Annotated in this window: 25 protein-coding genes; 21 read left to right on the top strand and 4 right to left on the bottom strand. The window is 70.5% G+C overall.

What is annotated here, in order from left to right; translation table 11 throughout:
* Positions 1 to 134 precede the first annotated feature (134 nt).
* The 6 genes from ACZ7OI_RS43370 (at position 135) to ACZ7OI_RS43345 (ending at position 4,887) form a co-directional block, all read left to right on the top strand.
* Positions 135 to 965, top strand: coding sequence for a thioesterase family protein (locus ACZ7OI_RS43370; RefSeq protein WP_470269920.1), 831 nt, complete (start codon positions 135 to 137; stop codon positions 963 to 965).
* A 24-nt stretch (positions 966 to 989) separates the two neighbouring features.
* Positions 990 to 1,802 (top strand): pyrroline-5-carboxylate reductase, encoded by an 813-nt coding sequence (gene proC / locus ACZ7OI_RS43365; RefSeq protein WP_470269919.1) that lies wholly within the window; start codon positions 990 to 992, stop codon positions 1,800 to 1,802.
* Positions 1,803 to 2,041: 239 nt separating this feature from the next.
* Positions 2,042 to 2,257 (top strand): helix-turn-helix domain-containing protein, encoded by a 216-nt coding sequence (locus tag ACZ7OI_RS43360; RefSeq protein ID WP_033291067.1) that lies wholly within the window; start codon positions 2,042 to 2,044, stop codon positions 2,255 to 2,257.
* A 195-nt stretch (positions 2,258 to 2,452) separates the two neighbouring features.
* Positions 2,453 to 2,554: a 30S ribosomal protein bS22 gene (locus tag ACZ7OI_RS43355; RefSeq protein ID WP_007030867.1), complete on the top strand. Its 102-nt coding sequence runs from the start codon at positions 2,453 to 2,455 to the stop codon at positions 2,552 to 2,554.
* A gap of 261 nt (positions 2,555 to 2,815) precedes the next feature.
* Complete coding sequence (locus tag ACZ7OI_RS43350) at positions 2,816 to 3,862, top strand: NAD-dependent epimerase/dehydratase family protein (RefSeq protein ID WP_470269918.1); 1,047 nt, start codon at positions 2,816 to 2,818, stop codon at positions 3,860 to 3,862.
* Positions 3,859 to 4,887 (top strand): lysophospholipid acyltransferase family protein, encoded by a 1,029-nt coding sequence (locus tag ACZ7OI_RS43345; protein WP_470269917.1) that lies wholly within the window; start codon positions 3,859 to 3,861, stop codon positions 4,885 to 4,887. Before ACZ7OI_RS43350 ends, ACZ7OI_RS43345 begins: the two co-directional genes overlap by 4 nt.
* Positions 4,888 to 4,890: 3 nt before the next feature.
* Here the strand turns inward: ACZ7OI_RS43345 and ACZ7OI_RS43340 are convergent, their stop codons facing one another.
* Complete coding sequence (locus ACZ7OI_RS43340; protein ID WP_470269916.1) at positions 4,891 to 5,502, bottom strand: TetR/AcrR family transcriptional regulator; 612 nt, start codon at positions 5,500 to 5,502, stop codon at positions 4,891 to 4,893.
* Positions 5,503 to 5,572: 70 nt separating this feature from the next.
* Between ACZ7OI_RS43340 and ACZ7OI_RS43335 the strand changes: the two genes are divergently transcribed.
* Positions 5,573 to 5,980, top strand: a complete 408-nt coding sequence (locus ACZ7OI_RS43335) for a RidA family protein (protein WP_470269915.1) — start codon at positions 5,573 to 5,575, stop codon at positions 5,978 to 5,980.
* Positions 5,981 to 5,987: 7 nt separating this feature from the next.
* On the opposite strand, the gene ACZ7OI_RS43330 is transcribed toward ACZ7OI_RS43335, so the two are convergent.
* From ACZ7OI_RS43330 to ACZ7OI_RS43320, 3 genes are all read right to left on the bottom strand, one after another.
* On the bottom strand, positions 5,988 to 6,896 hold the full coding sequence (locus ACZ7OI_RS43330) for an HAD family hydrolase (RefSeq protein WP_344288310.1): 909 nt from the start codon (positions 6,894 to 6,896) through the stop codon (positions 5,988 to 5,990).
* A gap of 150 nt (positions 6,897 to 7,046) precedes the next feature.
* Positions 7,047 to 8,135, bottom strand: a complete 1,089-nt coding sequence (locus ACZ7OI_RS43325) for a DUF5667 domain-containing protein (RefSeq protein WP_470269914.1) — start codon at positions 8,133 to 8,135, stop codon at positions 7,047 to 7,049.
* Positions 8,136 to 8,232: 97 nt separating this feature from the next.
* Positions 8,233 to 8,943 carry a sigma-70 family RNA polymerase sigma factor gene (locus ACZ7OI_RS43320; protein ID WP_470269913.1) on the bottom strand — a complete coding sequence of 237 codons (711 nt, stop codon included), beginning with the start codon at positions 8,941 to 8,943 and terminating at the stop codon, positions 8,233 to 8,235.
* Positions 8,944 to 9,224: 281 nt separating this feature from the next.
* Between ACZ7OI_RS43320 and ACZ7OI_RS43315 the strand changes: the two genes are divergently transcribed.
* From ACZ7OI_RS43315 to ACZ7OI_RS43250, 14 genes are all read left to right on the top strand, one after another.
* Complete coding sequence (locus ACZ7OI_RS43315; RefSeq protein ID WP_470269912.1) at positions 9,225 to 10,730, top strand: AMP-binding protein; 1,506 nt, start codon at positions 9,225 to 9,227, stop codon at positions 10,728 to 10,730.
* 22 nt (positions 10,731 to 10,752) lie between these two features.
* Positions 10,753 to 10,968: a glutaredoxin family protein gene (locus ACZ7OI_RS43310; RefSeq protein WP_470229253.1), complete on the top strand. Its 216-nt coding sequence runs from the start codon at positions 10,753 to 10,755 to the stop codon at positions 10,966 to 10,968.
* Positions 10,969 to 11,026: 58 nt separating this feature from the next.
* Entirely contained in the window at positions 11,027 to 12,583 is a 1,557-nt protein-coding gene (locus ACZ7OI_RS43305; protein WP_470269911.1) for a molybdopterin-dependent oxidoreductase, read from the top strand.
* An 854-nt stretch (positions 12,584 to 13,437) separates the two neighbouring features.
* Positions 13,438 to 14,238: a redox-sensing transcriptional repressor Rex gene (locus ACZ7OI_RS43300; protein WP_470269937.1), complete on the top strand. Its 801-nt coding sequence runs from the start codon at positions 13,438 to 13,440 to the stop codon at positions 14,236 to 14,238.
* Positions 14,239 to 15,552 carry a glutamyl-tRNA reductase gene (locus tag ACZ7OI_RS43295; RefSeq protein ID WP_470269910.1) on the top strand — a complete coding sequence of 438 codons (1,314 nt, stop codon included), beginning with the start codon at positions 14,239 to 14,241 and terminating at the stop codon, positions 15,550 to 15,552.
* Positions 15,553 to 16,500: a hydroxymethylbilane synthase gene (gene hemC / locus ACZ7OI_RS43290; RefSeq protein WP_470269909.1), complete on the top strand. Its 948-nt coding sequence runs from the start codon at positions 15,553 to 15,555 to the stop codon at positions 16,498 to 16,500.
* A gap of 82 nt (positions 16,501 to 16,582) precedes the next feature.
* A complete protein-coding gene (locus ACZ7OI_RS43285; RefSeq protein WP_116202022.1) occupies positions 16,583 to 18,115 on the top strand; it encodes a bifunctional uroporphyrinogen-III C-methyltransferase/uroporphyrinogen-III synthase in 1,533 nt (510 codons plus the stop codon).
* 94 nt (positions 18,116 to 18,209) lie between these two features.
* The gene (gene hemB / locus ACZ7OI_RS43280) at positions 18,210 to 19,181 is read left to right on the top strand and encodes a porphobilinogen synthase (protein WP_470269908.1); all 972 of its coding nucleotides are present in this window, start codon (positions 18,210 to 18,212) and stop codon (positions 19,179 to 19,181) included.
* A 20-nt stretch (positions 19,182 to 19,201) separates the two neighbouring features.
* Positions 19,202 to 19,774 (top strand): hypothetical protein, encoded by a 573-nt coding sequence (locus tag ACZ7OI_RS43275; RefSeq protein ID WP_470269907.1) that lies wholly within the window; start codon positions 19,202 to 19,204, stop codon positions 19,772 to 19,774.
* The gene (locus ACZ7OI_RS43270) at positions 19,774 to 20,262 is read left to right on the top strand and encodes a hypothetical protein (protein ID WP_470269906.1); all 489 of its coding nucleotides are present in this window, start codon (positions 19,774 to 19,776) and stop codon (positions 20,260 to 20,262) included. The genes ACZ7OI_RS43275 and ACZ7OI_RS43270 overlap by 1 nt, the downstream gene beginning before the upstream one ends.
* Before the next feature lie 49 nt (positions 20,263 to 20,311).
* Entirely contained in the window at positions 20,312 to 20,650 is a 339-nt protein-coding gene (locus tag ACZ7OI_RS43265; protein ID WP_470269905.1) for a hypothetical protein, read from the top strand.
* Positions 20,651 to 20,715: 65 nt separating this feature from the next.
* Positions 20,716 to 21,972, top strand: coding sequence for an efflux RND transporter periplasmic adaptor subunit (locus tag ACZ7OI_RS43260; RefSeq protein ID WP_470269904.1), 1,257 nt, complete (start codon positions 20,716 to 20,718; stop codon positions 21,970 to 21,972).
* On the top strand, positions 21,969 to 22,667 hold the full coding sequence (locus tag ACZ7OI_RS43255; RefSeq protein WP_470269903.1) for an ABC transporter ATP-binding protein: 699 nt from the start codon (positions 21,969 to 21,971) through the stop codon (positions 22,665 to 22,667). The genes ACZ7OI_RS43260 and ACZ7OI_RS43255 overlap by 4 nt, the downstream gene beginning before the upstream one ends.
* Entirely contained in the window at positions 22,664 to 23,866 is a 1,203-nt protein-coding gene (locus ACZ7OI_RS43250) for an ABC transporter permease (protein WP_470269902.1), read from the top strand. The genes ACZ7OI_RS43255 and ACZ7OI_RS43250 overlap by 4 nt, the downstream gene beginning before the upstream one ends.
* The last annotated feature ends 5 nt before the right edge of the window (positions 23,867 to 23,871 follow it).

The following is a 23,871-nucleotide window of genomic DNA, read 5'->3' as shown; positions in this document are numbered from 1 at the left end:
GGGCGGTCCCTGCCCGGCTCGGCTCGCAAAGGCGGCCGGGCACCGTAAAGTGCGGGCGTGACCTCGCTGCCATCGCCGTTTCCAGTCTTCCCCGGACCCGGTTCCACGCGCCGTATCGCCGTGGCCGGTCGTCCGTGAGCGCGGCCGACGACACCGCGACCGCTTTCGACGCGGCCATCGCAGTCCGGTCGCTCGGGGACGGCACGTTCACCGCGACGTTGCGTTCGGAATGGGCGATCGCGGTCCATCCGCACGGCGGGTTTTTGGTGGCATTGCTGGCGAAAACCGCCGCCTCCGCGTTGCACGAGCGCGGGGACGCGACCGTCGACCCGCTCGCGGTGAGCACCGAATTCCTGCACGCGCCTGCGCTCGGCCCGGTGTTGCTGCGGACCGACGTGCGCAAGGTCGGCCGCCGCGTTTCGGTGGTCGCGGTCTCGCTCGAACAGCGCGGCCGGGCTTGCGTCGAGGCGCGGGTCACGGTCGGCCGGCTGCCGATGCGCCGTTCCGAATGGACGGACCTGCCGCAGATGCCCGCCGAACCGCCGTCCAGCGCGTTGCAGCTCGGCAAGGACACTCCGGAAGGCCCGTTCCACCTGTCCGCCGCCTGCGACGTGCGGCTGGATCCGGCGACCGCGGGGTTCGCGTCCGGACGCACCGGCGATCCGCCTCGGCTGCGGATGTGGGCCCGTCCGCGCGCGGGCCAGCCCGACGTGTACTTCGCGCTTCTGGCGGGCGACCTCAACCCGCCGGTGGTGGCGAACCTCGGCAGGCACGGCTGGGCCCCGACCGTCCAGCTGACGTCGCTGGTGCGCACCCGCCCGGCCCCGGGCTGGCTGCGGATCCTCGTCGAAGCGCGGTCGGTGCACGAGCCGTGGTTCGACTCGGACGCCACCGTCGTGGACGCACAGGGCCGCCTCGTCGCGCAGGTGCGGCAACTGGCGCTCGCCCCGGCACCGGGCGGCTGAGCCGCGTTTGGCACGCTGAACGCCATGAGTGTGATCGCGGTGCTGGGTGCGGGAAAGATCGGCGAAGCCCTGCTGTCGGGCCTGCTCAACGGCGGGCACGCGCCAGGCGACCTGCTCTTCACCGAGCGCTACGAGGAGCGGGCGCGCGAGCTGGAAGCGCGCTACCCGGGCATGAAGGCGGCGACCGTCGCGGACGCTGCCCGGCAGGCGGACATCCTCGTGGTCGCGGTGAAGCCGCAGGACATCGAGCCGGTGCTGGACGAGCTGGCCCCGCTGCTCGGGACCTCGTCGCTGGTCGTCTCGCTGTGCGCGGGACTGCCGACCGCGCTGTACGAGCGCCGTCTCGCCGAGGGCGTCCCGGTGGTCCGCGTGATGCCGAACACCCCGATGCTGGTCGGCGAGGCGATGAGCGCGATCTCACCCGGCAAGCACGCGACGCCGGCGCACCTCGCGACGGTCAAGGAACTGCTCTCGCACGTCGGCCAGGTCGTCGAGGTGCCGGAGCGGCAGCAGGACGCGGTCACCGCGCTGTCCGGATCCGGTCCGGCGTACTTCTTCTACCTGGTCGAGGCCATGATCGACGCGGGCATCCTGCTCGGCCTGCCGCGCGCGCTGGCCGGGCAGCTGATCATCCAGTCGGCGGTCGGCGCGGCGAAGATGCTCGCCGAGGGCCAGGACCACCCGGTGCTGCTGCGCGAGGCGGTGACGTCCCCGGCCGGGACGACCATCAACGCGATCCGCGAACTCGAGAAGCACGGCGTGCGCGCGGCGCTGCTCGACGCGATCGAGGCCGCCCGCGACCGCTCGGAGGAGCTGGGCCGCGCCCACGAGCACTGACCGAGGCGGGTCCGCTGGTCCGTTCGGCGTCGCCGATGCGGCGAGGCGATCGGCTGAATCTGGCAAACCGGACATCGCTGCGCCGTCCGGGCTAAGCGAAGGCCCAGGTGAGGGCCCATCCTGGTGACAGGCGTCGCACTAGTCCCACCTGTCCCGCTACCCTCGGAAGAGCACGTGCGTGTCGATACCACAGGTGGGGAAGCCTCGTGGCGCGACACGTGTCGAAGGACGCGGTAAACATGTCGCCGAACAAGAGGGAGGATTTGCCCGCGGTAGGGCAGGTCCAGTTTTTGACAGTCGCCGAAGTGGCCACGCTGATGCGGGTCTCGAAGATGACCGTGTACCGCCTGGTGCATTCGGGCGAACTTCCCGCGGTCAGAGTCGGGAAGTCCTTCCGGGTGCCGGAAAAAGCGGTGCACGAGTATCTGCAGGGTGCTTACTTCGACGTCGGATAGGGCACCGCGCGGCCTCGCCGCTCCGTTGAGGGCGGCGGCGGGGCGGGGTCCGGGGGGTCGCCGGGCATGCGTCAAACCATGCCCGCCGACCGACCCGCGCCGGGACGCTAGTAGCCTGGTAAACCGCTCGTGCCTGTGCGCTCCACCCGTTGGACGCTGCGCCGGGCAGCGTGACCGACGACAAGAGGAGCGCCCATGGGTTCCGTAATCAAGAAGCGCCGCAAGCGCATGTCCAAGAAGAAGCACCGCAAGTTGCTGCGCCGCACGCGCGTGCAGCGGCGCAAGGCCGGCAAGTGAGCCGTCCGCGCGGTTGAGGTTTCGTGGCCCGTCCAGTCTCTGGACGGGCCACACTCATGTTCGGGCCCGAGTGCGCCCGATCGAGTGAGGCGCGGATCGCAATCCGGACGTCCCTCGTAAATACCAGGTAAGCCCTGGTCAGAAGGGCGCCTGTGGCCGGTAACATGGCGGGCGCATCAGCGCGATGCTTCCAGCGAGTGCAGGTTCGCGCACCCCGAGCGATCACTCTGTCTTGCACACTGCTGCCGATCAGGGAGTTCCATGGCCTCGAACATCGTGCTCGTCACCGGAGTCGCCGGCGACCTCGGCGGGAAGCTGCTCGCCAGGCTCGGCGCGCATCCGGATCTCGAGCGGGTGATCGGCGTCGACACCGCCCCGCCCGCCAAGGACGTCCAACAGCGGATGGGCCGCGCCGAGTTCGTGCGCGCCGACATCCGCAATCCGCTCATCGCGAAGGTGATCAGCAGCGCCGAGGTGGACACCGTCGTGCACACCTCGTGCACCGCGCATCCGGCCGGGCCGAGCCGGCGCGCGGCGGTCAAGGAAGTCAACGTCATCGGCACCATGCGGCTGCTCGCCGCGTGCCAGCGCGCGCCGAAGGTGCGCAAGCTCGTGGTGAAGTCCAGCGCGGCGGTGTACGGCGCGGGCGCGCGTTCGCAGGCGGTGTTCACCGAGGATTCGGAGCTGATCCCGCCGTCGTCCAGCGGCTACGCGAAGGACGCGGTGGAGATGGAGGGCTACGTGCGCGGCCTCGCCCGCCGCCGCCCGGACCTGACCATCACGCTGCTGCGGTTCGCGAACATCATCGGCCCCGAGGTCGACACCGTGCTGGCCCGGTACTTCTCGCTGCCGGTCGTGCCGACGGTTTTCGGGTACGACTCCCGGCTGCAGCTGCTGCACGGTTCAGACGCGCTGTCAGTGCTCGAAATGGCGACGCTGGAAGACCGGCCGGGCGTGTTCAACGTCGCCTCCGAGGGCGTGCTGACGCTGTCGCAGGCGATCCGCCGGGCGGGTCGGGTCGGGCTGCCGATGCCGCGCGGCGTCGTGCCCTCGGTCGGCAAGCTGCTGCGCGGGGCCCGGCTGGTCGATTTCTCCGCCGACCAGGTGCGGCTGCTGAACTTCGGCCGCGCGGTCGACATCACGAAGCTCAAGAAGGAATTCGGGTACACGCCCCGCTGGACCACCCGCGAGGCGTTCGACGATTACGTGGCAGGCCGCGGCCTGCGCCCGGTGCTCGACGGCGGCGCACTGGCCGGGCTGGCCGGGAAGGTGCTCGAGGCCGCCGCCACCGGGCAGGCGCGCCGATGAGCCACGCGACGAGGGCCGGAAGTGAGGCGAATCCCGTGAATGGTGCTGAGGCACAGGTCATCCCGCTGCATGGACCCGGCCGGGAGAAACCGGCCGAGGTGCCGGAGCAGGCGCAGGAGCGCGCGGACGCTCCGGTCGTCGAGTTCCCGGCGCAGCCGTCCGGTCCGGTGCGCGAACCCGCGGCCGATCCGCTGTCGGAGTCGGTCCGGAGCGCGCTCACCTTCCTGCGCCACCGGCTCACCGGCGACTACGCGGTGGACGAGTTCGGTTTCGACGCCGAGCTCACCGAGACGCTCGTGCTGCCGCCGTTGCGCGCGCTGTACGAGAAGTGGTTCCGCGTCGACACATTCGGCGTCGAGAACCTGCCGACGGCCGGTGGCGCGCTGCTGGTGTCCAACCACTCCGGCACCTTGCCGCTCGACGCGCTGATGACCGCGGTCGCGGTGCACGACGAGACCGGCGGACGGCATCTGCGCGGCCTCGGCGCGGACCTGGTGTTCAAGCTGCCGCTGGTGGGGTCGTTCGCGCGCAAGTCCGGCCAGACGCTCGCCTGCAACGCCGACGCCGAACGCCTGCTGACCAACGGCGAACTCGTCGGCGTGTGGCCGGAAGGGTTCAAGGGCGTCGGGAAGCCGTTTTCCGCGCGGTACAAGCTGCAGCGCTTCGGCCGCGGCGGGTTCGTGTCCGCGGCGATGCGCGCGGGCGTGCCGATCATCCCGGTGTCGGTGGTCGGCGCCGAGGAGACGTATCCGAAGATCGGCGAGCTGAAGGTGCTGGCGCGGCTGTTCGGGCTGCCGTACTTCCCGGTGACGCCGTTCTTCCCGCTGCTGGGCCCGCTCGGCGCGGTGCCGCTGCCGACGAAGTGGACCATCGAGTTCGGCGAGCCGATCCGCACCGACGACTACGGCCCGGACGCGGTCGACGATCCGATGCTGGTGTTCACGCTCACCGACCAGGTGCGGGAGTCGATCCAGCACTCGCTGTACCGCAGGCTTTCCCAGCGGCGCAGCGTTTTCCGCGGCTGAGCTTCAGCCGGGCAGGTGCCAGCCGCGCCGCACTGAGCGTTCGCAGCGCCGGGGTTCGTCGCCGACGCTGACGAACAGCGCCGTCAGCAGGGGCGCGCCGTGGTCGAGGGTGGTGCGCGGCAAGGGACCGTTGGCGACCAGCGAGACCAGGCCGTGCGCGACGGCCCAGCTTTGCGTGGCGAGTTCGAGCGCGTCGAGGCCTTCGCGGTACCGGCCGGTGTCGCGGCCTCGGGCGGCGGCTTGCACCAGGTATTCGAGGGTGTCGTCGGCGGCTTGGGCGTCTTCCAGTTCGAAGTTCGCGTCGAACATCACGCGGTACAGGTCGGGGTGGTCGAGCGCGTTGCCGAGGTACGCGGAGATCAGCGCGGCGTGGTCGCGCACTGGATCGGCGGACGGGCGGACCTCGGCCATCCGGTGCGCGAGGCGGGTGAAACCCTCCTGGCGCAAGGCTTTCCACAGGCCGTCCATGTTGTCGAAGTGCGTGTAGACGGCCATCGTCGACACTCCGGTCCCGGCGACGAGCGAGCGCAGGGTGAGCGGTTCGCGGGTGCGGAGCAACTGCGCTGCCCGTTCGAGCAGCAAGGTGCGCACTGCCGGATCCTTCGCCCTCGCCATGACGGCATTCTATAGCATTGCAATGCTATGTTTGAAGCACCGAAGATCTTTCACGGCTTCAGGAGGAAACATGGCCGTCACCCTGGTCAACCCGGCCTCGCTGCCGCAGGTCGGCCTCTACCGCCAGGTGTCCGTCGCGACCGGCTCTCGGACGGTGTACCTCGCCGGGCAGGTGGCGCGGACCGCGGACGGCGGGCACGTCGGCGAAGGGGATCTGGCCGCGCAGGTCGAGCAGGCTTACCTGAACGTCGCCGCGGCGCTGGCCGAGGTGGGTGCCACGTTCGCGGACGTCGCGCGGCTGACGGTGTATTTCGTCGAGTGGTCGCCGGAGAAGATGGGCAAGTTCGTCGAGGGCGTGCAGCGTGCGGAGAAGAAGCTGGGCGTCGCCATCCAGGCCCCGTTGACGGGGATCGGCGTGGCGTTCCTGGCCGAACCGGACCTGTTGGTCGAGGTAGAGGCGACCGCGGTGCTGGACTGACCCGGCCTCAGCGGCGGCGGTACGCCATTCCCGCGGCGACCGCCCCCGCGACCGCGCCCGCGCCGATCACCGACGGGACGCCGATGCGGGCGGCCTTGCGGCCGGTGCGGAAGTCGCGGATCTCCCAGCCGCGAGCACGGGCGACGTCGCGCAGGCCGCTGTCCGGGTTCACCGCCACCGCGGTTCCGACGACCGACAGCATCGGCACGTCGTTCTGCGAATCCGAATAAGCCGTGCAGCGCTTGAGGTTCAGACCTTCCCGCGACGCGAGCGCGCGGACCGCGTGGGCCTTCGCGCGGCCGTGCAGCATGTCGCCGACCAAGCGTCCGGTGTAGACGCCGTCCTTGGTTTCCGCGACGGTGCCGAGCGCGCCGGTCAGGCCGAGCCGTCGGGAGATGATCGCGGCGAGTTCGATCGGTGTCGCGGTGACGAGCCACACCCGCTGGCCCGCGTCGAGGTGCATCTGCGCGAGCGCGCGGGTGCCGGACCAGATCTTGTCCGCCATCAGCTCGTCGTAGATTTCCTCGCTCATCGTGGTGAGCTCCTCGACCGTGCGACCGGCCACAAAGGACAGCGCGCGCTCGCGGTGGGTCTTGATGTCGGCCTTGTTCTCGCGCCCGCCGATGCGGAATTTGACCTGGTCCCACACGAAACCGGCGAGGTCGGCGGAGGTGAAGAACTTGCGCGCGGCCAGGCCTCGGGCGAAGTAGAAGATCGACGCGCCCATCATCATCGTGTTGTCCACGTCGAAGAAGGCGCCCGCGGTGAGGTCCGGCGGCGCGGGCGGAACCGACGTCGCCAGCTGCGCCGAGGACGAGGCGGCCTCGGCCGACGCCTCGCCGGCGAGCGTGGCGAGCCGCTCGAGTTCCTGACTCTTATCCTTGCCACGCCAAGCTGACACGCACACCGCCTCCAGGTTCGGGCACGTCCCGGCGGACGAGGCCGACCGGGTCCTGCAGGACAGGGTAGCGACCGCGCGACTCACCCGTTGGAGATGTGGCCCGTGCCTCGGACAGGGGTTGCCCGGTTCTCCTGATCATGGCGAGGGGGAGTGGCGAACGTCGCGTCAGCCGATGACGATCGGCGGGAGTCCGGGCAGCAGCGGCGGGATCGAGACGACCGGCGGGGGCGCGGGCCGGGTCGGGATCCGGGGCGGCGTGGGCGCGGTGATCGGCGGCGGGACGCTCGGCGGGGTCGCGGTGTGCGGAACCTCCGTCGACGTCGGAGTCGGGGTCGGCGTGCTCGGGTTGCTGAGCGTCGGCGAGGACACCGAGCGCACCGGCAACGGCGAGTCCGTCGACGGGACGCTCGTCCCGGGAACCTGCGACGGGCTGCTCGGCGTGGAGCCGCCGGGCGACAGCGGTTGCTGGGTGCACGCGCCGCGCGCCGGGAGGAGGCCCAGTTCGTCGGTGGTGCCGGTGGTGATCTGGTAGCAGCTCAGCCGGGAACCCAGCGCGGACGACCGCTGCTGTACCCGGTCCAGCAGGACGCGGGCCTGATCGAAATCCTCGCGCGCGGACGCCGGGACGTCGGCCTGTTCCGATTCCAGTTGCCGCGACTGGCTCTGCGCCCACGATTCGAGCGACGTCAGCCGGGTGCGGCTGCCGTTCGTGGTCGCCAGCTCGGTGAGTTCGGCCACGCCAGCGCGGACGTCACTGCGGAAATCGCCCAGGGCGGTTTGGTACGCCGCCGGGCTGGCGTCGCTCATCTGGCCTAGTTCGGTGACGCGGTTCGCGGCGAACTTCAGGTGCTTCTCGGCCTTCGCTTCGTCGCCGAAGGTCAACCCGAGCGACGTGACTTCGCCGGCTCGCTTCACGCTGTACAGCGCGTCTCCGGGCAGGGCGTCTCGCGAAAGCAGCAGGGTGAGCCCGCCCAGGCCGAGGATCAGCGCGATGCCCGCGGCGGCGAGGTCGGCCGTTCGCGGCCGCCACCGTCGCCGGGGGAGGGGTTCGCCGATGCGGCCTTCGATCTCGGCTCGGATCCGGGCTCGGGTGGCTGGGTCGGGATCGCCCGCTTGGCCCAGTTCGCGCAGCGCGCCGACGAGGGCCAGCTCCTCGGCGAACTCGTCCGGCCGGTGTCCGGGGGAAGCATTGATCGCGTCGTCGAACCGCTCGCTCTCGGTCCGACCACGCGAAAACCACCCGGGCACGCCCACGGTGCTGCTCCGTCTCCACCCAACGCCCGGCCCTGACCGCCGGTCTGCGTGAGAAACGATTAAGAAGCCGAAAAAGTTACGGCCGATCGTTGAACGATCAACGCAGGCCGGTGGGCAGCAGCTGCGCGAGCCGCCGGACCGCGCGGTGCTGCAGCGCCTTCACCGCGCCCTCGTTGCGGTCCATGATCTGGGCGGTCTCGGCGACCGAGAGCCCCTGCAGGAACCGCAGCACGATGCATTCGCGCTGGTCGTCGCCGAGTTCGGCGACACACCGGAGCAGTTCGGCGCGGGTCGCGCCCGCGATTGCCTGCTGTTCGGGCCCGGCCTGGGCCGCCGGACCGACCGGTCCGCCGGGCACTCCACCCGGTTCAGCGACCTCGTCGGTGACGACCTCGAGCCGGAACCGGCTGGACTTCACGTGGTCGAGGATCAGGTTGCGGGCGATGGTGACGAACCACGCGCCGACGTCGCGGCCCTGGTAGCTCACCGACGTGATCCGGCGCAGCGCGCGCAGGAACGTCTCGCTGGTGACGTCCTCGGCCAGGTCGCGGTCGCCGAGGCGGAAGAGCGCGTAGCGGTAGACGACGTCGACGTACCGGTCGTAGAGCTGGCCGAACGCGGAGGAGTCGCCTGCCTGCGCGGACCGCACCAGGTCCCACGCCTCGGCCTTGGCGACCTCGGCGGGATCCGGTTCGGCGTCCGCCTTGGGCAGCGGCACGGCGGCCGCGGACGAGCCGAACACGCGGTCGGCGAACATCGCGACCGGCCCGGGGTGTGCGGGCGCGGACAGGGTGATCGGACGGGTCATCGAGCGGCACCTCCGGCTGTCCCTGGTGCTGCCGGGCGCGGTCCCGAGGGCGCGAAGGCGTGCCGCGGCGCGTGTCCCACTTCCTCGTGGACCGGCAGCTTCGGCACGACGACTCCCTTGGTCGGGTCACCCGGTAGTGATCAACGCCACCCGGCGACGCAGTGCAGCATACGTGTTGTTACCGCGAAGTAGGTAGTGTCCCGGTCAGGCAGAGGTGCGACGATCGCGCGGCATCCCCATTACGGGTGACAAGATGACGAATCCGCAACGGAACGAGAGGGGTGGGGGTGGACCGGATCAGCACCGCCCACGGTGTCGCCGGCCTGCTCGCCGATGCGGCCAGCCGCTGGCCGGAGCGCACGGCGATCACCGAGACGGGCACGGGCAGCACGCTGACCTGGCGACAGCTGGACGAAGCCGCGCACGCGCAGGCACGTCGGCTGGTCTCCGCCGGCGTCGCGCCGGGCGACCCGGTGGTGCTGCGGCTCCCGACGTCGGCTGACTTCGCGGTCGCCCTGTTCGCGGTGCTGCGCGCGGGCGGAATCGCCGTGCCCTTGTCGCCACAAGCCCCCGCGCCCGAACTTGAGCGGCTGCTGGAGCACTGCGGCGCGAAACGCGTAGTGCAGCGCGACGACGCCGAACTGCCCGAAGGCATCACCGGCCTGCCGCCGCGCAGCGACGAGGCGGGCGACCCGGTCGACCACGGCCGTTCCGGCGAGGACATCGCGGTCATTTCGTACACCTCCGGCACGACCGGCCCGCCGCGCGGAGTGCTGTTGTCGCACCGGGCGTTGCTGGCGAACCTCACTCAACTGTCCCAAGTGGACGGAGTGACGGAGCACGACGACCGGGTGCTGGTGTCGATCCCGCTCTTCCACGTCTACGGCCTCGGCCCGGGGCTGCTCATGGCGACCGCGGTCGGGGCGACGCTGGTCCTGTCGGAGCGCTTCGAAGCCCGGCGGACGCTCGAAGACTGCGCCGAACATCGCGTCACGGCGATCACCGGCGTGCCCGCGATGTACAACGAATTCGCCTCGCTCGACACCGAGGAACTGAGCCGCGGGCTGGCGACCGTGAAGCGGCTGACGTCCGGTGCCGCGCCGTTGCATCCGAAGGTGCTCGCGGCGATCCGCGAGGCCACCGGGCTTGACGTGTACGAGGGCTACGGCCTCACCGAATGCGCGCCGGTGGTGACTTCCACGCTGGTCACCGGCTATCCGAAGCCCGGATCGGTCGGACGGCCGCTGCCCGGGATCGAGCTGCGGCTGGTGGAGTCGGACGGGTCGGCCGACGACTTGCCGCTCGATCCGGAAGAGCCGGACGACGTCTTCGAGGCCGGCGGCAGCACCGGGCTGGTGTCGGTGCGCGGGGAGAACCTGTTCTCCGGGTACTGGCCGGACGGCGCGCACGGACCGGACGCCGAGGGCTGGTTCCGGACCGGAGACGTCGGCTATCTCGATTCCGACGGCGACCTGCACCTGGTCGACCGGGCCAACGACTTGATCATCGTCAACGGCTTCAACGTCTTCCCGCACGAGGTCGAGGAAGTGATCTCGCGGCTGCCCGAGGTGGTCGAGGCCGCCGTCGTGGGCGTGGTCGACGAGCGAAGCGGCGAAGCGGTGAAGGCGGTCGTGGTGCCTGCCGAAGGCGCGGCGTTGTCGGAGCAGCAGGTGGTGGACCAGTGCACGGCGCATCTCGCCGGGTACAAGGTGCCGCACACGGTCGAGTTCGCCGAGACGCTGCCGCATTCGGCGACCGGGAAGCTGCGGCGGCTGAAGCTACGCTGACGCTGTGCACAAAGTGACCGTGATGAGCCGCGAGGGATGCCACCTGTGCGACGTGGCCGAGGCGGACGTCGCGCGGATTTGCGACGAGCTGGGTGTGCCGTGGGAGACCGCGGACGTCGACAGCGACCCGGAATGGCAGGCCGAGTACGGCGACCAGGTGCCGGTGATCCTGATCGACGGGGTCGAGCACGGGTACTGGCGCGTCGAGGAAGAACGGCTGCGCGCGGCGCTGCGGTAAGCAACCCGTAAGCGCTTTGAACGGGCCAGATCCGGCCGGACCCGCCGAAGATGGTGGGGTGAGTGCGTTGAAAGAAGCCCCGCCGACCGCCCGGCCGCGGCTGTCGCTGGGCATCGCGACGTTCATCGGACTGGTCTCGCTGGCCGTCGCGCTGGGCGTGGGACATCTGGTCGCCGGATTTGTCGGGTACAACGCGTCGCCGTTCGTGGCGGTCGCGGACTTCGTGATCGCGCACAGTCCGCACCCCGTCGTGGTGTGGGCGGAACAGACGATCGGGACCGCCGACAAGACCGTGCTCAAGATCGGTCTCGCCGTGGTGCTGCTGGCTTTCGCGGTGCTCGCCGGACAGCTTTCGCGCAGCCGTCCGCTGCCCGGTCAGCTGCTGGTGGTCGTGGTCGGGGCGTTCGGGATCTTCGCCGTGTTCGAGCGCACGGATGTCGGACAGCTGGCGTTGCTGGCTCCGGTGCTGGCGCTGGGCGCTTCGTTGCTGGTGTTCAGCTGGCTGCACAAGCGTGCGCTGCCGCCGGAAACCGAACTGCGGCAAGGACTAAGCCGTCGTCAGGTGTTGCAGCGCGGCGTGGGAATCGCGGCTGGTGCCGGGGTAGCGGCGATTGTCGGCGAGGTCGTTTCGACCACTGGCAGCGCGGCTGGCTCGCGGGCTTCGATCGGGCCGCTGGTCGCTGCCCGGAAGGCGCCGCCGCTGCCGCCGGACGCGGATTTCCACAAGCTCGGGTCGCCGCCGTTCATCACGCCGAACGGGAGCTTCTACCGGATCGACACCGCGTTCGTCGTGCCGCAGGTGCGGGCCGAGGACTGGGCGTTGAAGATCCACGGCATGGTCGACCGCGAGGTGAGCTTCTCCTACGCGGACATCCGGAACCGCCCGCTGGTGGAACGGACCGTGACGCTCACCTGCGTCTCCAACGAGGTCGGCGGCGAGCTGATCTCCACCGCGAACTTCATCGGCGTAGACCTCGTCGACCTGCTGGACGCGGCGGGCGTGAAGCAGGGCGCGCAGCAGATGTACGCGACCAGCGTCGACGGGTTCACCTGCGGCACCCCGGCCAACGTCGCGCTGGACCCGGCACGCGGCGCGATGCTCGCGATCGGCATGAACGGCGAGGCGCTGCCGGTCGAGCACGGGTTCCCGGCGCGGATCGTGATCCCCGGGCTGTACGGCTACGTCTCGGCGACCAAATGGGTCACCGACCTGGAGTTCACGACCTGGGACGCGCGGCAGGCGTACTGGCTGCAGCGCGGCTGGGCGGAGCAGGCCCCGATCAAGACCGAATCGCGGATCGACGCACCGGGCAACGGGACGTCGGTGCGCGCGGGCAAGGTCCGGGTGGCGGGGACGGCGTGGGCGCAGCACGTCGGGATCGCGAAGGTCGAAGTGCGGGTGGACCAGGGCGCGTGGACCCCGGCGACGCTTTCGGCCGAGGTCAGCAAGGACACCTGGCGGATGTGGTGGGCCGAGGTGGCGGTGCCGCCGGGCAGCCACACGGTGACGGTGCGGGCGACGGACCAGTCCGGCTATACGCAGACCGACCGGACCGCGGACCCGGTTCCGGACGGGGCGACGGGCTGGCACACGGTGCCGTTCACGGCGGCCTGAGCTAGCGCGGTGAGAACCGGGGCTCTACCCGGGGCCGGGGGCCTCGCCACCCGGACCCGAAGTGGTGACAACCGGGGGCTCTGCCACCTGGCCCCCGAAGCGGTGACAACCGGGACTCCGCCCAGGGCCGGGAGCTTCGCCACCCGGACCCCCGAAGACGAGGGGTGTGCTTCTGGTCATGCGGGTGACCAGTGACTTTGTGCATGCGTTCACAAGTGGACTACCGTAGGAACCCGTCCCCGCGAGGACCGGCATCGAACCGGACGGAAGCCGTGGGGTCAAGGGTTGGTTTTCCACTGCCGGACAGGCAGGTGGGGGACAGCGCGGGCACGAAGCCGGATTGAGGAGAAGTCAGCGTGGTGACACAGCGGGGCGGGCGCGGCGGTGCCGAACCGCCGGCCACGCCTCCCCGCGACGAAGCCGACGCCGTCGAAGCCGCCCCGCCCGCACGCCGGAGCGGTGGACGGCACGCCGCGGGCAGCCGCCGTCGAGCCACGGTGAGCGAGAACGGCTTGGCGCGCAACGGGAATTCGGCGGAAGCCGGGCACGAGAACGGGCAGGCCGGGCACGACCAGGTCGCCGGGGGCGGCGAGCACGCCGCGGGCAATGGCCGCGTCGCCGGAAACGGTCGCGCCGCGGGTAACGGCCGGGCAGCGTCCGGCAACGGCCGCGCGAGCCGGGCGAGCACCCGGGCCGCCGCGTCAGCCGAAGACAGTCGCGGGGCCTCCCGCGCCGCCCCGTCAGCCCAGACCTCGCCCGGAAGCGATTCCGAGAGCGACTCCAAGCCCCGCACCCGCCGCGCCGCACGGACCTCCCGCCCCGCGCCGGACGCCGACAACGCGCCGACCGCCGAGATGCCCGCTGTCTCCGACGCCGAGGACACCGCGGTCCGCGCGAAGCAGATCCCGGAGGCCGCCGTCGCCCGGCTGGCCGTCTACCTGCGGATTCTCTCCGGATTGGCCGAACAGGGCGCGACCACCGTCTCCAGCGAGGAACTCTCCGCCGCGGCGGGCGTGAACTCCGCCAAACTCCGCAAAGACCTCTCCTACCTCGGCTCCTACGGCACCCGCGGCGTCGGCTACGAGGTGCAGGTGCTGGTCAGCCAGATCGAACGCATCCTCGGCCTCACCCGGCAGCACCGGGTCGCCGTGGTCGGGATCGGCAACCTCGGCCACGCGCTCGCGAACTACGGCGGCTTCCCCGGCCGCGGGTTCCCGGTCGAGGCGCTCTTCGACCTCGACCCCGATCTGATCGGCGTCCCCGTAGGGGGTCTCCCGGTCTCGCACATGGACGACATTCCTCGCGTTTGCTCCGAACGGGAGATTTCCGTGGGGATCATCGCCACACCTCCTACCGCCGCGCAGTCGGTGTGCGACAGGCTGGTGGCAGGCGGCGTCCAGTGCATCCTCAACTTCGCGCCGGTAGTGCTCCAGGTGCCGGCACACGTCGAGGTCCGCAAGGTCGACCTGGCTGTCGAACTGCAGATCCTCTCGTTCCACGTGGCTCGGCGCGCCGACAGCGCGGCCAGCGCGGGGTCCGCCGGGGAAAACCAGGGGAATACCGGGTTACCCGGCACCGGCCGGGCCGCCGACAATGGCGGCGGCGGACGAAACGGCGCCGGTACGGACGGCGGTCTCGGAATGGTGGTGCGCTGAATGAGCGTGTTGGCGGTCGGGCTCTCCCATCGCAGTGCGGATCTCGGCACGCTCGAGCGTGCGGCGATCTCCGCGGACGAGCTGACCAAGGTCCTGCACGACCTGCAGCAGGCGGAGCACATCAGCGAGGTCATGCTCGTCTCGACGTGCAACCGCATCGAGGTCTACGCCGTGGTGGAGACGTTCCACGGCGGCGTCAACGACGTCTCGGACGTGCTCTCCCGCAAGGCCGGGATGGAGCCCTCCGAGCTTTACGACAGCCTGTACGTGCACTACGCGGGCGCGGCCGTCGAGCACCTGTTCTCCGTCACCTCGGGCCTCGACTCGATGGTGGTCGGCGAGACGCAGATCCTCGGCCAGATCCGCTCCGCGTACGCGACCGCGCGCGACGCCGGCACCGTCGGCCGCACGCTGCACGAGCTGATCCAGACCACGCTGCGCGTCGGCAAGCGCGTGCACTCCGAGACCGGGCTCGACCAGCTCGGCGCGTCCGTCGTGTCCGAGGCGCTCGCCGCCGCGGGTGACATCGCGGGCAAGCACGCGGTGATCGTCGGCGCCGGTTCGATGGGCGCGCTCACCGCGGCGCAGCTGCGCAAGGCCGGGATCGCCGAGATCACCGTGGCCAACCGCACCGAAGCCAACGCCGCCCGGCTGGCCGAGAAGGTCGCCGCGGAGGGGATTCCGGCGCGGTCGGTGCCGCTGTCCTCGCTCGCCGACGCGGTCGAACTCGCCGACCTCGTCGTGGCGTGCACCGGGGCGCAGGACGCCGTCTTCCTCGCCGGGCACGTGCCCGCGCGCGCCGGACGCCGGTTGGTCGTCTGCGACCTCGGGCTGCCCAAGGACGTCGACACCGCGGTCGCGGAACTCGCCGACGTCACCGTGGTCGACCTGGAGACGATCCAGCGCCGCATGCGCGACGCGGGAGCCCCGACCACCGACCGGCAGACCGCCAAAGCCAACGGCATCGTGCTCGACGAGGTGCGCGAGTACCTCGCCGGACAGCGCAGTGCCGAGGTCACGCCCACGGTCACCGCGCTGCGCAGGCGCGCGGCCGAGGTGGTGGACGCGGAGCTGCTCCGCCTGGACAACCGGCTGCCGGAACTCGACAGCCAGGTTCGCGAAGAGGTCGGCCGCACGGTTCGCCGGGTGGTCGACAAGCTGCTGCACGCGCCGACGGTGCGGGTCAAGCAGCTGGCCGCCGAGACGGCCGACACCGACTACGCCAACGCGTTGCGGGAACTGTTCTGCCTCGACCCGCAGGCTCCTGCGGCCGTGGCGAGCCCGACAGCGCCGGAATCCGAGAAGAAGCGGTAAGTGACCAGAGTCATTCGCATCGGCACGCGGGGCAGCAAGCTCGCTCTCGCGCAGACCGGCATCGTCGCCGACACCATCCGCGCCACCGGGGCGGAGGTGGAGATCGTCACCGTCACCACGCCCGGCGACCTCTCCAGCGCCCCGATCTCGCAGATCGGGGTCGGCGTGTTCACCTCGGCGCTGCGGGAAGCGTTGCTGCGCAACGAGATCGACGTCGCCGTGCACTCGTACAAGGACCTCCCCACCGCGCCGGAGGCCGGCCTCGTGCTGGCCGCGGTGCCGCCGCGCGAGGACCCGCGCGACGCGCTGATCGCCCGTGACGGCCTCACCCTCGGCGAGCTTCCGCCGGGCGCGAAGGTCGGCACCGGCGCGGCGCGGCGGATGGCTCAGCTGCGCGCGCTGGGTCTCGGTTTGGAAATCGTGCCGATCCGAGGCAATATCGATACCCGCATGCGCAAGGTGACCGACGGCGAGCTGGATGCCGTGGTGCTCGCGCGTGCCGGACTGGCCAGGGTCGGCCGGGTGGACGAGATCACCGAAACCCTCGACCCGATCCAGATGCTGCCCGCCCCCGCGCAGGGGGCGCTGGCGCTGGAGTGCCGGGCCGCCGACGTGGACATCGAGCACCTGCTCGCGTCCGCGGTGGACGACGAGAGCACGCGGGTCGCGGTGACGGCCGAACGGGCTCTGCTCGCCGCGCTCGAAGCCGGGTGCAGCGCGCCGGTGGGCGCGCTCGCCGAGATCGTCGAGGACCTCGACGACGAGGGCGCGGTGGTGGAACGCATCTCGCTGCGCGGCACCGCTGCCGTCGAAGGCGAGAACGGCGGCGTCGACATGGTGCGGGCTTCCGCGATCGCCGGGATCGGCGAGGCGGAGAAGCTCGGCCGGGAACTGGCCGCCGAACTGCTTGACCTGGGAGCCGACGCGCTGCTCGGCCCCGCGCTGTGACGCCAGCCGTCACGCACCCGCACGACCTGCCCGACACCAGCGGCCGGAGCACCGGCCGCCCAAGAGGAGAAGAACACCAACGATGACCCCTGCTCGCAAGACCGCCGGGCGCGTCGCCTTCGTGGGCTCGGGCCCCGGGGACGCCGGGCTGCTCACCGTCCGCGCCCAGGAACTCCTGGCCAAGGCCGAGGTCGTGGTGACGGACCCGGACGTGCCCGCGAGCGTGCTCGCGTCCGCGGCCCCCGGAGCCGAGGTCCGCCCCGCCGTAGGAGAACCGTCCGACGTCGCCAAGGACCTGACCGCCGAGGCCAAGGCAGGCCGGCTCGCGCTGCGGCTGGTCTCCGGCGACCCGCTGACCAGCCCGGCCGTCGTGGCCGAGGTCCAGGCCGTCGCCCGCACCTCCGCCGTGTTCGACGTCATCCCTGGCGTCGCGCCGGGCACCGCGGTGCCGGCGTACGCGGGTGTCGCGCTCGGCGGCACCTACACCGAGGCCGACGTCCGCGGCGAGGTCGACTGGGGCGCGCTGGCCGCGGTCCCCGGCCCGATCGTGCTGCACGCGACCTCCGCGCATCTGGCCGAGGCGGCCAGCCAGCTCACCGAGAAGGGGCTGCCCGCCACCACCCCGGTCGCGGTCACCGCGAACGGCACCATCAACACCCAGCGCACGCTGGACACCACCCTCGCCTCGGTCGCGAACGACGCGGGCGAGCTGGTCGGCCCGCTGGTCGTGACGGTCGGGCAGGCCGCCGGGCAGCGCTCGAAGCTGTCCTGGTGGGAGTCGCGCGCGCTGTACGGCTGGAAGGTCCTGGTGCCGCGCACCAAGGAGCAGGCGGGCGAGATGGCCGAGCGGCTGCGCGGCCACGGCGCGACCTCGCACGAGGTGCCGACCATTTCGGTCGAGCCGCCCCGCAGCCCGGCGCAGATGGAGCGCTCGGTCAAGGGCCTGGTCGACGGCCGGTACCAGTGGATCGTCTTCACCTCCACCAACGCGGTGCGCGCGGTGTGGGAGAAGTTCGAGGAGTTCGGCCTCGACGCGCGGGCGTTCTCCGGCGTGAAGATCGCCTGCGTCGGCGAATCGACCGCGGCGAAGGTGCGTTCGTTCGGCATCATCCCGGAGCTGGTCCCGACGGGCGAGCAGTCGTCCGAGGGCCTGCTGGCCGAGTTCCCGCCGTACGACGACGTGCTGGACCCGGTGAACCGCGTCCTGCTGCCGCGCGCCGACATCGCCACCGAGATCCTGTCGGCAGGCCTGGTCGAACGCGGCTGGGAAGTGGACGACGTCACGGCCTACCGGACCGTCCGGGCCGCGCCGCCGCCAGCCGAGACCCGCGAGATGATCAAGACCGGCGGGTTCGACGCGGTCTGCTTCACCTCGTCCTCGACCGTGCGGAACCTGGTGGGCATCGCCGGGAAGCCGCACACGCGCACGCTGGTCGCGTGCATCGGGCCGAAGACCGCCGAGACCGCGGTGGAATTCGGTCTGCGAGTGGATGTCCAGCCGGAGAAGGCCGACGTGCCGCATCTGGTGGACGCGCTTGCCGAGCACGCCGCCCGACTTCGGGCGGAGGGCGCGCTGCCGCCGCCGCGCAAGGCCAAGCGGACTCGGCGCAGCTGAGGTTTTTGGTCCGTGAAGGGCTCCTTGAGGGAATCAGATTCCCTCAAGGAGCCCTTCACGGCTTTCGGGGTGAGTGCGGGAGTACCTTGGATGTGTGTTCCCTGAGCAGCGACCCCGCAGGCTTCGTACTACTCCGGCAATGCGCAGGATGGTCAGTGAGACCACGTTGCGGCCACGGCAGCTGATCCTGCCGATGTTCGTCGGCGAAGGGCTCGACGCGCCGCGGCCGATCGCCAGCATGCCGGGCGTCGTTCAGCACACTCGCGACACTCTCCGCAAAGCCGCTGTCGAGGCGGTCAACGCCGGGGTCGGCGGGCTGATGCTCTTCGGCATTCCGGAGAAGCGGGACCCGGAGGGGTCCGGCGCGGTCGACGAGAAGGGCATCCTCAACGTCGCGTTGCGGGATCTGCGCAGCGAACTCGGCGACTCCACCGTGTTGATGGCGGACACCTGCCTTGACGAGTTCACCGACCACGGCCACTGCGGCGTGCTCGACGCGGACGGCGTGGTCGACAACGACGCCACTCTCCGGCTGTACGCCGAGATGGGCGTCGCGCAGGCGGAAGCCGGGGCGCACGTGCTCGGGCCGAGCGGGATGATGGACGGCCAGGTCGGCGTGATCCGCCGGGCGCTCGACGAGGTCGGGCACAGCGAGACCGCGATCCTCGCCTACTCGATCAAGTACGCCAGCGCGTTCTACGGTCCCTTCCGCGAGGCCGTCGACTCGCAGCTCAAGGGCGACCGCAAGACCTACCAGCAGGACCTCGGCAACGCGCGCGAGGCGATGCGGGAGCTCGAACTCGACCTCGCCGAGGGCGCGGACATGGTCATGGTCAAGCCCGCACTGTCCTATTTGGACATCATCAAGGCGGCGGCCGACATTTCGCCGGTTCCCGTTGCGGCGTACAACATCTCCGGCGAGTACGCGATGGTCGAGGCGGCCGCGGCGAACGGCTGGATCGAGCGCGAGCGCACCGTGCTCGAGGTGCTCACCTCCATCCGCCGCGCGGGTGCGGACGTCATCCTCACCTACTGGGCGGCCGAGGCCGCGGCCTGGCTGGACTGAGCCCGGGTAGGGTCTTTCGGGTGGCCGAGAAGGACGAGAACACCCCGAAGCCAGCCGACGTGACCTCGGACGACCTCTCCGGGCTCACCGACGACGAACGCCGCAAGCGCGGGCGTGCGCCGGATCCGGTGCTGCCGGGGGAGACCGCGCCGAAGGCCCAGCCGCCGACGCCGGTGCACGCCGCGTTCGTGCTCGCCATCTTGGCGACAGCCATCATCGTGGCCGGGCAGGTCGTCATCCTCGCGGCCAAGCATGTGCTCGTCGACGCGATCATGAAGCAGCCGCAGCAGTCCGGCCACGCGCTTACCCTTGAGCAGGCCCAGACCAGTGCGACTTTCTTCGTGTGGGCGCTGCTGGTCGGGGCGCTGTGCTTCGGCGCGCTGCTCGTGTTGTTCGCCTGGAAGGCTCGTGAGGGCACGCGTTCGGCGCGCACCATCGTGACGCTGCTGGCGGTGCTCGGCATCGTGTTCGACCTCGGGGTCGCCCGCAATATCTATGCGCTTGCCTCCTCGGTGGTGCTGGTCGTCATGCTGATCCTGCTGTATCTGCCGAAGGTCGCGGACTACTTCCCGAAGGTCGGCAAGAACCTCTAATGGCGGCAAGGACGCTGTACTCCGAGCCTGGCGTCGGCTGGTCCGCGCTGGTCTGGGGCCCGTTGTTCGCACTGCTGGGCGCGCTCGCCGAACTGGCCACCGGAGGGCCGACGCACGTCGTCGGCTGGGTGCTGATCGGTGCCGCGCTGGTCGCGCTGACCCTGCCCTGGGTTTACGCGCGCCGCCGGTTCCTTTCGCTCGAGGTCACCACCGAGGGGCTGCGGCAAGGGCGCGAGACGCTCGCCGCCGAGCGGATCGCCTCGGTGGCCGACGTCGGGGCTCCGGTCGGGACGCGCGTTCTCGGCGGCGGCTGGTCGGTGCCGCGGAAGTACGACGAGTTGCCGGTGGAGCTGGACGACGGCACGGTGGTGCTCGCCTGGGCCCGTGACGTCGAAGCGCTGAAGACCGCGCTCGCCGAGCTGGCCGCGAAGAACCGCCCCGACACCGAGACCACCGCCGAGGAGCAGGCCGATGACTCCCGGAACTGAACCCCCACGAGGGACGCGGAACGACGGCGAACCTGAAAGGCTGGACCCCGTGATCGACCTACCCCAGCCGACCGGAGCCGGGCTTTGGCCGCCGGAGGAAACGCAGCCGCAGACGAAGCTCAACCAGCCGTGGCGCGGATTCGTCGCGCTCGGCGAGGTCGTGGTGGCCGGATTGGTGCTGTGGGCGGCGTTCGCGCTGTGGCACGCCGGCATCGTCACGGTCGTCACCACCGCGGGCGACGGCACTCCATTGGTGTCGCAGCGGTACTTCGGCGGACATATCGCCGGGGCGCTCGGGCTCGGCACGCTGTCGGCGGTATTGGTCGTGGACGCGGTCCGGCAATTGCTGCTCGCGGTGCGTGCTCGGCATAAAAAGAAAAAGGACTGACTTACACAGCTGACCCACAGGGAACCAACAGCTCACTGCTAAGCAGGCCCCGCAGTCTTGCGCCCATGACGCGGCTGCGCACACGAACCTGGGTGGTCAACGGAGTCCTTGTCGTGCTGCTCGGCGGCGCGGCTTTCGGGATTTACCAGGCCTTTTCGCCGGCGAGTTCGACAGCGCAGGCACAAACCCGCACGACTCCGGTGCGGCGCGCGAACGTTTCCCAGACCGTTTCGGCGGCGGGCACGATCGCGAGCACGTACACCGGCGTCGCGAACTTCACGACCTCCGGCAAGGTCACCGGCATCGACGTGAAGGTCGGCGACGTCGTGAGCGCCGGGCAGAAGCTCGCCACGATCGACTCTTCCCAGGCCAGCAAACAACTTCAGGTCGCCAAGGCCAATCTCGCGGTCGCCGAGGACAACCTCACCGCGGCGGAGGACAACCCGCCCGCGAACCAGACCGCGACCCAGGCGCAGAGCAGCACCGCGTCGCTTCAGGCCAAAGTGGATCAAGCACAGCTGGACGTCGACAACGCGGAAACCGCGGTCTCCGCGACGACGTTGACCGCGCCGGGAGCGGGGACGGTCACCGCGATCAACGGGACGGTCGGGCAGCAAACGGGCAGCGGGTCCAATTCCAGCAACAGTTCGGCTGGCTCGTCTTCGTCGAATTCCGGCTCCGGCGGGCAATCCGGGCAGCAGTCGTCCGCGAGCGGCAGCAGCAGTAGTAGCAGCACTGGTTTTATCGACATTACCGACATGGGCAATCTTGTCGTCAATACTTCGGTGGCGGAAATTGACGTGAGCAAGGTGAAAACCGGTCAGAAAGCCACCGTCACGGTGAATGCGACGCCGGACCAGCCGTTGCAGGCGACCGTTTCCAGCATTGATCTCACGCCGACCACGAGCAGCAATGTCGTCAGTTACGGAGCGAAGCTGGCGTTGACGAATCCGCCGTCGGGGCTGCGGCCCGGACAGTCGGCGAGCGTCGTGATCACCGTCGCGGAAGCCGATGGCGTGCTGAGCGTTCCGGCCGCGGCGGTGCGGACCAGCGGCACGACGAACGCGGTCACGGTGGAGCAGAACGGGCAGCCGGTGACGCGGCAGGTCGAGGTCGGCGTGCGCGGGGAGTCCACTGTGGAGATCAAGTCCGGGCTCACCGAGGGCGACAGCGTGGTGCTGACGGCCGCGTCGCCGACGACGTCGACCGGCTCCAACGGTCAGCAGCGCACCGGCGGCACTGGCGGTCTCGGCGGGTTCGGCGGCGGTCAGCAGGGCGGGTTCGGCGGCGGACGCCAAGGCGGCGTCGGGGGCCGGGGATGAAGCCGGTAATCGCGGTCTCCGGACTGCGCAAGACTTACGGCAGCGGGGAAACCGCGGTGCATGCGTTGCGCGGGGTCGATCTGCAGGTGTGGCCGGGCGAGTACGTGGCGATCATGGGCGCCTCCGGGTCCGGGAAATCGACGCTGCTGAACATGCTCGGCTGTCTCGACACCCCTACCTCCGGCCGGTACCTGCTGGACGGATTCTCCGTCGCCGATCTCAACGAACGCCAGCTTGCCTTGCTGCGCAACCGAAAGATCGGCTTCATCTTCCAGTCCTTCAACCTCGTGCCGCGCACCAGTGCTTTGTCCAATGTGGAATTGCCGATGGTCTACAGCGGACTCAAGCGAGGAGAGAGGCGACGCCGGGCGCTGGCCGCGCTGGAGATGGTCGGGCTGACCGATCGGGCCAAGCATCTGCCGAACGAACTGTCCGGCGGACAGCAGCAGCGCGTCGCGGTGGCGAGGGCGCTCGTCGGCGGACCGGCGTTGCTGCTCGCCGACGAACCGACCGGAAACCTCGACCACGCAAGCACTGTCGACGTCCTCGGCGTCTTCGACCGGCTCAACGCACTCGGCCGCACGGTCGTGGTGATCACGCACGAGGACGAGGTCGCGCGGCACGCGCACCGCGTCGTCCGGGTCAGCGACGGGCAGATCGTGTCGGACGAGGTCCGCGCCGGGGTGGTCGCGTGAACTTCGTCGAGATCATGCGGTTCGCGGTGCGCGGCCTCGCCTCGAACAAACTGCGGTCAGTGCTCACCACGCTCGGCATCACCATCGGCGTCGCGTCGGTGATCTTGTTGGTAGCAGTGGGAAACGGCGCTTCGGCGGCGATCACCGCGAGCATCCAGGGACTCGGCACCGACGTCGTCAACGTGTCGCCTCTCCGCGGCGGCGGGCAGTCCAGCCAGGTCCGGCCGCTCACCGTGCAGGACGCGCACGCGCTGGTCGACCCGGTCGGCGCGCCGGACGTCAAGGCGGCGGCTCCGGTGGTGAACACCAGTGCGACCGCGACGTACGGGCAGACTTCTTACGACGTGTCGAGCGTCGTCGGCACCGAACCCAGCTACTTCACCACCACGAACCGCCAGATCGCCGACGGCCAGCTGTTCAGCGCCGAAGACGTGACGCAGGCGCGCAAGGTCGTGGTGCTCGGGCCGACGACCGCGCAGTCGATCTTCGGCGAGAGCGAACCGGTCGGCAAGAACGTGCTGATCAACAGCATTCAGTTCACCGTGATCGGCGTGCTGCAGACAAAGGGCAGCACCGGGCTGCAGAACGCCGACGACGTCGCGATCGCCCCGATCAGCGCGGTGCAGAACTCGCTCGCCGGCTACGGCGGCCTGAATCAGATCGCGGTGCAGGCGACCAATGCCGACTCGATCGGGCTGGCGCAAGCCGAGGTCACCGCGATCCTCGATGCCCGGCACGGCATTCAAGCCTCGGCCAATCCGGACTTCCAGATCCAGAACTCCGCGCAATTGCTGCAGACCCGCACGTCGGCGATCCAGACGTTCACCGTGCTGCTCGGCGCGGTCGCGGCGATTTCGCTGCTGGTCGGCGGGATCGGCGTCACGAACATCATGCTCGTCACGGTCACCGAACGGATCCGCGAAATCGGCATCCGCAAGGCGATCGGCGCGCCGCGCTCGGCGATCCTCGGCCAGTTCCTCGCCGAGGCGACCATGCTGAGCCTGTTCGGCGGGTTGCTCGGCGTGCTGATCGGCGTGGTCGGCAGCCGGTTCAGCATCGCGGGCATCCAGCCGGTGGTGGTGCCGTCGTCGATCGCGCTGGCGTTCGCGGTGTCCGCGCTGATCGGGCTTTTCTTCGGCAGTTTCCCGGCGAACCGGGCTTCGCGGCTGCGGCCGATCGACGCCCTCCGGCACGAGTAGGAGCG

It is taken from the genome of Amycolatopsis sp. NPDC114503 (genome assembly GCF_055633655.1).
This window is presented reverse-complemented; position numbering and strand designations above follow the sequence as displayed.

Coding starts and splice junctions, on each gene's coding strand:
- proC (WP_470269919.1), top strand. CDS start 990: ATGAGTGTGATCGCGGTGCTGGGTGCGGGAAAGATCGGCGAAGCCCTG.
- ACZ7OI_RS43360 (WP_033291067.1), top strand. CDS start 2,042: ATGTCGCCGAACAAGAGGGAGGATTTGCCCGCGGTAGGGCAGGTCCAG.
- ACZ7OI_RS43355 (WP_007030867.1), top strand. CDS start 2,453: ATGGGTTCCGTAATCAAGAAGCGCCGCAAGCGCATGTCCAAGAAGAAG.
- ACZ7OI_RS43350 (WP_470269918.1), top strand. CDS start 2,816: ATGGCCTCGAACATCGTGCTCGTCACCGGAGTCGCCGGCGACCTCGGC.
- ACZ7OI_RS43345 (WP_470269917.1), top strand. CDS start 3,859: ATGAGCCACGCGACGAGGGCCGGAAGTGAGGCGAATCCCGTGAATGGT.
- ACZ7OI_RS43340 (WP_470269916.1), bottom strand. CDS start 5,502: ATGGCGAGGGCGAAGGATCCGGCAGTGCGCACCTTGCTGCTCGAACGG.
- ACZ7OI_RS43335 (WP_470269915.1), top strand. CDS start 5,573: ATGGCCGTCACCCTGGTCAACCCGGCCTCGCTGCCGCAGGTCGGCCTC.
- ACZ7OI_RS43320 (WP_470269913.1), bottom strand. CDS start 8,943: ATGACCCGTCCGATCACCCTGTCCGCGCCCGCACACCCCGGGCCGGTC.
- ACZ7OI_RS43310 (WP_470229253.1), top strand. CDS start 10,753: ATGAGCCGCGAGGGATGCCACCTGTGCGACGTGGCCGAGGCGGACGTC.
- ACZ7OI_RS43300 (WP_470269937.1), top strand. CDS start 13,438: ATGCCCGCTGTCTCCGACGCCGAGGACACCGCGGTCCGCGCGAAGCAG.
- ACZ7OI_RS43295 (WP_470269910.1), top strand. CDS start 14,239: ATGAGCGTGTTGGCGGTCGGGCTCTCCCATCGCAGTGCGGATCTCGGC.
- ACZ7OI_RS43285 (WP_116202022.1), top strand. CDS start 16,583: ATGACCCCTGCTCGCAAGACCGCCGGGCGCGTCGCCTTCGTGGGCTCG.
- ACZ7OI_RS43270 (WP_470269906.1), top strand. CDS start 19,774: ATGGCGGCAAGGACGCTGTACTCCGAGCCTGGCGTCGGCTGGTCCGCG.
- ACZ7OI_RS43260 (WP_470269904.1), top strand. CDS start 20,716: ATGACGCGGCTGCGCACACGAACCTGGGTGGTCAACGGAGTCCTTGTC.
- ACZ7OI_RS43255 (WP_470269903.1), top strand. CDS start 21,969: ATGAAGCCGGTAATCGCGGTCTCCGGACTGCGCAAGACTTACGGCAGC.